This window comes from Methylobacter sp. BBA5.1, assembly GCF_000746145.1.
GTDB classification, from domain to species: Bacteria; Pseudomonadota; Gammaproteobacteria; order Methylococcales; family Methylomonadaceae; genus Methylobacter; species Methylobacter marinus.
The window spans coordinates 1-6,191 of the sequence record NZ_JQKS01000068.1 but is presented as its reverse complement, the minus strand read 5'-3'; the positions used below and the strand labels follow the sequence as shown (position 1 = coordinate 6,191).

At 53.7% G+C, this 6,191-nt stretch carries 5 protein-coding genes; all 5 read left to right on the top strand.

Annotated elements, in window-relative coordinates:
- Nucleotides 1–104 precede the first annotated feature (104 nt).
- The 5 genes from EK22_RS21560 to EK22_RS21540 all read left to right on the top strand — a co-directional run bounded on the left by EK22_RS21560 (nt 105) and on the right by EK22_RS21540 (nt 6,071).
- On the top strand, nt 105–1,742 hold the full coding sequence (locus tag EK22_RS21560) for an IS481 family transposase (RefSeq protein ID WP_036254333.1): 1,638 nt from the start codon (nt 105–107) through the stop codon (nt 1,740–1,742).
- Nucleotides 1,743–1,755: 13 nt separating this feature from the next.
- The gene (locus tag EK22_RS21555) at nt 1,756–2,727 is read left to right on the top strand and encodes an ExeA family protein (RefSeq protein WP_036254332.1); all 972 of its coding nucleotides are present in this window, start codon (nt 1,756–1,758) and stop codon (nt 2,725–2,727) included.
- A 101-nt stretch (nt 2,728–2,828) separates the two neighbouring features.
- Nucleotides 2,829–4,088: a site-specific integrase gene (locus EK22_RS21550; protein ID WP_036254339.1), complete on the top strand. Its 1,260-nt coding sequence runs from the start codon at nt 2,829–2,831 to the stop codon at nt 4,086–4,088.
- Complete coding sequence (locus EK22_RS21545) at nt 4,085–5,062, top strand: tyrosine-type recombinase/integrase (RefSeq protein WP_036254330.1); 978 nt, start codon at nt 4,085–4,087, stop codon at nt 5,060–5,062. The genes EK22_RS21550 and EK22_RS21545 overlap by 4 nt, the downstream gene beginning before the upstream one ends.
- A complete protein-coding gene (locus EK22_RS21540; protein ID WP_152565184.1) occupies nt 5,052–6,071 on the top strand; it encodes a tyrosine-type recombinase/integrase in 1,020 nt (339 codons plus the stop codon). The genes EK22_RS21545 and EK22_RS21540 overlap by 11 nt, the downstream gene beginning before the upstream one ends.
- Nucleotides 6,072–6,191 lie beyond the last annotated feature (120 nt).

Sequence of the window (6,191 nt, the reverse complement as noted above, 5' to 3'; positions counted from 1 at the left end):
ACTGGTCGCTATGGCGAAGACGCCATCAAGCCGTTGCCCGTGCCTGCCATTACCGACGACGCAGGGAGAAAAATAATCTACAACTGTAGTACTAGTGAAAGGGCATGGGCGGCAGACGCATTTTCTCGGAAGCGCTGATCAGTTTACGCCACCGTCTCAGCGTCTTTCCGGCCCGCAGCAAGGAACGCCGAGCCATCATGCAGGAAACCGCAAAACTGTATGGCGTCTCGGAAACCACCTTATACCGTGCCCTGAATGACCATAACCGGCCCAAACCGTTACGGCGGTCTGACCGTGGGCAGCCGAGAGTCCTGCCGGCAGACGAAATGGCCGCGTATTGCGAAATCATTGCCGCCATGAAAATCCGGACATCCAACCAAAAGGGCCGGCATCTCTCGACCTCGGGATGCATTCGCCTGCTGGAGGAATTCGGCCTCGATACGCCCCAGGGTTTTGTCAAAGCCGGGCCCGGACAACTGAAGAAAACCACCGTCAACCATTATCTGAAACAATGGGGGTATGACCGCAATTACCTGGTTCGTCAGCCGCCAGCGGTGCGTTTCCAGGCCGAGCAAAGCAATGACTGCTGGCAGTTCGATCTCAGTCCCTCGGACCTTAAACAGGTCAAACAACCGCTATGGGTGGATCAGGACCGGGCAGCGCCCACCTTGATGCTTTACAGTGTGGTCGATGACCGAAGCGGCGCCGCCTATCAGGAATACCACTGTGTCTACGGCGAAGATGTGGAAGCGGCGTTGCGGTTCCTGTTTGCGGCGATGTCGCCGAAGCAGGACGCCCAATTCGCCTTCCAGGGGATTCCGTCCAAGCTTTATTGCGATAGTGGCCCGATCACCCGAAGCCGGATTTTTCAGCAAGTCATGACCTACCTGGGAATTGAGGTTATCGTCCATATGCCGAAAGGCAGCGATGGCACCCGCGTGACCGCCCGGGCGAAAGGCAAAGTCGAAAGGCCGTTCCGGACCGTCAAAGAAATGCATGAGACCCTTTATCATTTCCATGAACCGCAAAATGAAGCCGAAGCCAACGAATGGCTGTTTAATTTCCTGATTCGCTACAACAATATGCAGCATCGGTCTGAAGCCCATTCCCGGATGGAAGACTGGCAACAGCATCTGCCTGCCACCGGCATTCGCGCAATGTGCTCCTGGGACCGGTTCTGTACGTTTGCCCGGGAACCGGAACGCCGCAAGGTGGGCGGCGATGCGCGGGTCAGTATTGACGGTATTTCCTATGAGGTCGATCCAGACCTGGCCGGGGAAACCGTCGTGTTGTGGTGGGGGTTGTTTGACAGCGAGCTGTATGTTGAATTCGGCGACAAGCGCTATGGGCCTTATGCGTCCGTCAACGGCCCCATCCCCCTGGGGCGTTACCGGTCGTTCAAAAAAACCAAACAGCAAAAGCGGGCTGAGCGCATTGAAGCGTTAGCGAGCGAGCTGAAATTGTCCCGTGCGGCGCTGGATCAGAACCTTAACGCCGGCACATTGGCGGCTTTTGCGCCGGACCCGGAAATACCCGGAACCGCATTTAATGATCCCGATCCGTTCAGGGAATTCATGTTCCCTGATCGGGTGGCGGCAAAACAAGCGATTGCCGCCGAACTGGGCATGCCCTTGGCAAAACTGAACCAGGAGCAACTGGATTACATTAATCAAGTTGTCGCCGAGACCCTCAACAAGCGTCTGATTTTCGAACAAATACACGCTTTTTTTATTCGTCATTAAAAAGGAAAGCCACATGTTAAGCGATGTCATGGACTATTACGGTCTCGCTCAGGACTGTCAAGGTGCCGGTTATTTTGAAACGGAGCACCATCAGCAAATTGCTAAAGAACTCAAAGCCCAGGTCAAACAAGGCCGGATGATCGCCTTATCGGGCATTGTCGGGTGCGGTAAAACGACCACCTTAAAGGCGATCAGGCAGGAACTCACCAAAGAAAAAGAGGTTTTGGTGTCAAAAGCACTGTCGATAGAAAAAGGGCGAGTCAATCTGGGCACCTTGATGATGGCCTTGTTTTACGATCTGGCCACGGAAAAGGATTTTAAAATCCCCACGCAACCCGAAAAGCGTGAACGCATGCTGCAAACGCTGATTAGAAAACGCCAAAAACCGATTGCTTTATTTGTCGATGAAGCCCATGACCTCGACAGTAAAACACTGATTGGGCTCAAGCGCCTCATTGAGGTCGTGCAGGACGGCGAAGGCATGCTCTCCATTGTCCTGGCTGGACACCCCAAATTAAAGAATGAATTGCGCCGGCCGGCCATGGAAGAAATTGGTTCACGGACGACGATCTTCAGTCTTGAAGGCATACAAGGCCAAAAAATTGCCTATATCAACTGGTTGCTGGAAAAATGCTTGAAAAAAGGCGTTAAACGCAGCGATGTTTTTACCGATGAAGCCTTGGCGCAGCTGGCAGAGCGGTTAACGACGCCCCTGCAAATTGAACAGCACCTGAGATTGGCTTTCGAAGAAGCCTACCGCATAGGGCAAAAGCCGGTGGAAACAGAAATCATCGATGCCATCTTGGCCAAAGACATCAACGCGTTAGGGCCGCGCTTAACCCGGCATGGCTACAATACCAAGGCCCTGGCTGAACTGCTCGATACCAAACCCGCTGAAATACGCTCATTCTTGCAGGGCAACCTGACTCCGGCCCGGACACAGGAATTGCAGAACAGCCTGTTGGCGATTGGGATTCCTCTCTGATTTCTTATTGGCACACAATGTGGGCCCTGAGCGATGTTTGCAGGCTGTTGGCAAATAATGCCGGTCTATTCTCATTTAATTCGGGTCGAAGGGATCGGCTATTGGCAGTTAATCCGGGCCGAAAAAATGGCTGTTTGCAGGTCCTGCGGTTTATATTTGCAGGCCGCCACACCTACGTATTGATTTATCTGGATTATCTGACCGAATGCCGTTACGCGGATGAAACCTCCGAACATCATCTGGCCGGTCTCGCGCATCTGGGGTTATGGATGGGCCGAAATCACTTTCGCATCGAGGAACTCGATGAAGCGTTAGTGACCCAATTCCTTGATGAACATTTGCCAAACTGCGACTGCCCGCGACCTATTTTTCAAACGCGTACCGATCTTAGCGCGGCTTGCGGTCATTTTTTGCGCATTCTGCGTGATCGCGGTGTCATTGCGTCTTTGCCAAGACCCGTCGAACCAGTCTATGTCGAAGTTGAGCGCTTCGACGATTACCTGAGAGACGTCCGAGGCTTGGCCAGTGAGACGCGGCGAAATTATCGGCGTATTGTGCTGAATTTTCTGCAAGCTTGCTTTGGTTGCGCTGAGATTGTTTTCACTGTCTTGCAACCTGACGATATCCGGCATTTTATTGCCGAGCAGTTAACACCTCGCGCTACGTCGGCAAAAGCCAACTCGCTTGCTTCTGCTTTACGTGCTTACTTTCGTTATCGCGGCGCGGGTGGCGATGATGTTCACGCACTCAGTGGTGCTATCGTATTACCTGCCCATTGGAATTTGGCCACATTACCGAAGGCGCTGACCGACGATGAAGTCAATCGCCTGCTCAATGCATTCCAGCCTGAGCTTCCCTCATGTCGACGCGGTTATGCGATGGTTCGCTGTGCTTTAGACCTGGGAATGCGTGCCGGCGAAATTGCCAAGCTTGCATTGGCCGACATTGACTGGCAAGCCGGCACGGTCACACTCCGAAGTACCAAGTCGCGCCGCGTGGACATTCTGCCACTACCGATCTCTACCGGCCAGGCGATTGCTGACTATCTGCGCTACGAGCGGCCACGGACGATCAATCCGGCGGTTTTTGTACGGCGTCTTGCGCCACACGATGTCCCGATTAGTGCCTATGCGGTTCACCGTCTCATTCGCGATGCGTATCGCCGTATTGGACTCGATCATGGTAGAACCCACGCCCTCCGGCATACCCTTGCTCGCCGTTTGTTAGAGCAAGGGGACTCGCTGAAGGAGGTTGCGGATATTCTTCGCCATCGCTCTCTCGACACGTCGCTGATCTATGCCAAACTCGACAGCCGAAAACTGTCTGCCGTTGCATTACCTTGGCCCGGGAGTGCAGCATGAACACGCCGATCACATTGCAAGCACGCGTTCAGGATTATCTGGCCGAGCGGCGGCGCCTGGGATTTCAGTTGAAGTATCCAGAACTACCCTTGATGGATTTTGCCCGTTACGTGGATAGTCTGGATTGGGCCGGGCCGTTGACCTTGGATATCATGAGCGACTGGGCGCGGCTCGATAAACAAGGCCGTCATAACCCCGAGACATGGGCAAGGCGGTTCAAGTTATTGCGCCCCTTTATCCGTTATTTACGGCAATTTGAACCGGCAACCGCCATGCCTGACGAATCGGTTTTTGGTTCGCTTCCGGGGTGGCAAATGCCGCATATCTATCGGGAACAAGAGATCATTGATTTACTCGCCGCCGCACGCCAACTGGGCACTGATGGAAACCTGCGCGCGGCCACCTATGAAACGCTGTTCGGACTGCTGGCTTCGACTGGCCTGCGCGTATCCGAGGCCGTTCATCTTTTAGATACCGACGTGGACTTGGCGCAAGGCTTGTTAACCGTCCGGCAAACCAAGTTTAACAAGTCGCGCCAGTTGCCGTTACATCCCAGCGTGACAGCTGCCTTGTTATGCTACCGAACACTTCGCCGCCAGCGGGTTCAGGAATACGCTGATTTGCCCTTCTTTGTCGGGACGCGCGGCCAACGGCTGGGTAAACCACTGAGTTCACGCCAAGTCGATCGCGTCTTTACCACGCTACGCAAGCAACTCGGTTGGATCAACCGCGGCGCTCATGATGCGCCTCGGGTTCACGATCTGCGCCATACCTTCGCGGTGCGTCGCGTACTGCTTTGGCAAGCACAGGGTACGGATATTGATCAGGCGATGCTGGCACTATCCACCTATATGGGCCATGCCAAGATATCGCACACCTATTGGTATTTGACGGCCGTGCCGGAACTGATGGACGTGGCGGCAGGCAAATTCGAGCAGTTTGCACAGCCCGAGGAGGTGGACTATGCCGACTAGAATCGCCAGCGCTGAACCGTCCATGTCGTTTCCCGCACTCGTCCAAGCCTTTTTCACCGATTACCTCGTCGAGCAACGGGCATTGAGTCCACAAACCGTTGCAGGCTACCGTGATGCGTTCACGCTATTCTTGACGTTCGCCCACCGATATCTCGGCAGATGGCCAGCGGCAATGCATCTGTCCGACATCACGCCAGCGTTGATACTGGCTTTTTTGGATCATTTGGAACGGGAGCGACACAACAGCGTACGCAGCCGCAATATCCGATTAGCAGCATTACGCGCCTTTCTAAAGTTCGTCTCACACCACGATCTATCAGCGTTGCAAACCATTGAACAGGCTTTGGCCATACCGATGAAACGCTTCGAGCTACCTTTACCTGAATTCCTCTCGCGGGAAGAAATGCTCGCCATCATCGGTGATCCCGGCATCACGTGGATCAGTCGCCGTGACCATTTATTGCTGGAGTTACTTTACAACACCGGCGCGCGCGTATCGGAAATCATCCACGTCAAGGTAGTAGATGTCGTGTTGGACGGCGCGGCTTGTGTCCACTTGCATGGCAAAGGCCGAAAGCAACGGGCGGTGCCGTTATGGAAATCGACAGTGAAGGCAATCCGGGCATGGTTGCGCTTGAATCCAACGATGGGAAATGACTCCGCGTTACTGCCCAATCGCGAGGGTCAAGCGATGACCCGAAACAATGTCACTCAGCGTCTTAGCTTGGCGGTAATCAAGGCCTCCAAAACCGTCAACAGCTTATTGGGGCGTCATGTTTCGCCACACTGCATTCGACATTCAACAGCGATGCATCTATTGCATTCCGGTGTCGACATCAGTGTGATCGCTCTGTGGTTGGGTCACGAAAGCCCGAAAACGACATACCAGTATGTCGGAGCCGATTTGGCCATGAAGGATCAAGCACTTGCCAAACTTCAGGAACCCGGCATGAAACCGCTTCGCTATACTGCCCCGGACTCTTTGCTTCAGTTCTTGAAATCGCTGTAATTATGTGAAGCTCGCGAGCGAGATAGACACTTCCAAGCCTGATCGTATCTCGCTCGCGACAACATCGCTGTACATAAAAGGAAACTTCACATAATGGCACTTATGCAAAGCTTTGCATAA

Bases quoted from the DNA above. Each gene is read 5' to 3' on its own strand.
- EK22_RS21560 (WP_036254333.1), top strand. From the start codon at position 105: ATGGGCGGCAGACGCATTTTCTCGGAAGCGCTGATCAGTTTACGCCAC.
- EK22_RS21555 (WP_036254332.1), top strand. From the start codon at position 1,756: ATGTTAAGCGATGTCATGGACTATTACGGTCTCGCTCAGGACTGTCAA.
- EK22_RS21545 (WP_036254330.1), top strand. From the start codon at position 4,085: ATGAACACGCCGATCACATTGCAAGCACGCGTTCAGGATTATCTGGCC.
- EK22_RS21540 (WP_152565184.1), top strand. From the start codon at position 5,052: ATGCCGACTAGAATCGCCAGCGCTGAACCGTCCATGTCGTTTCCCGCA.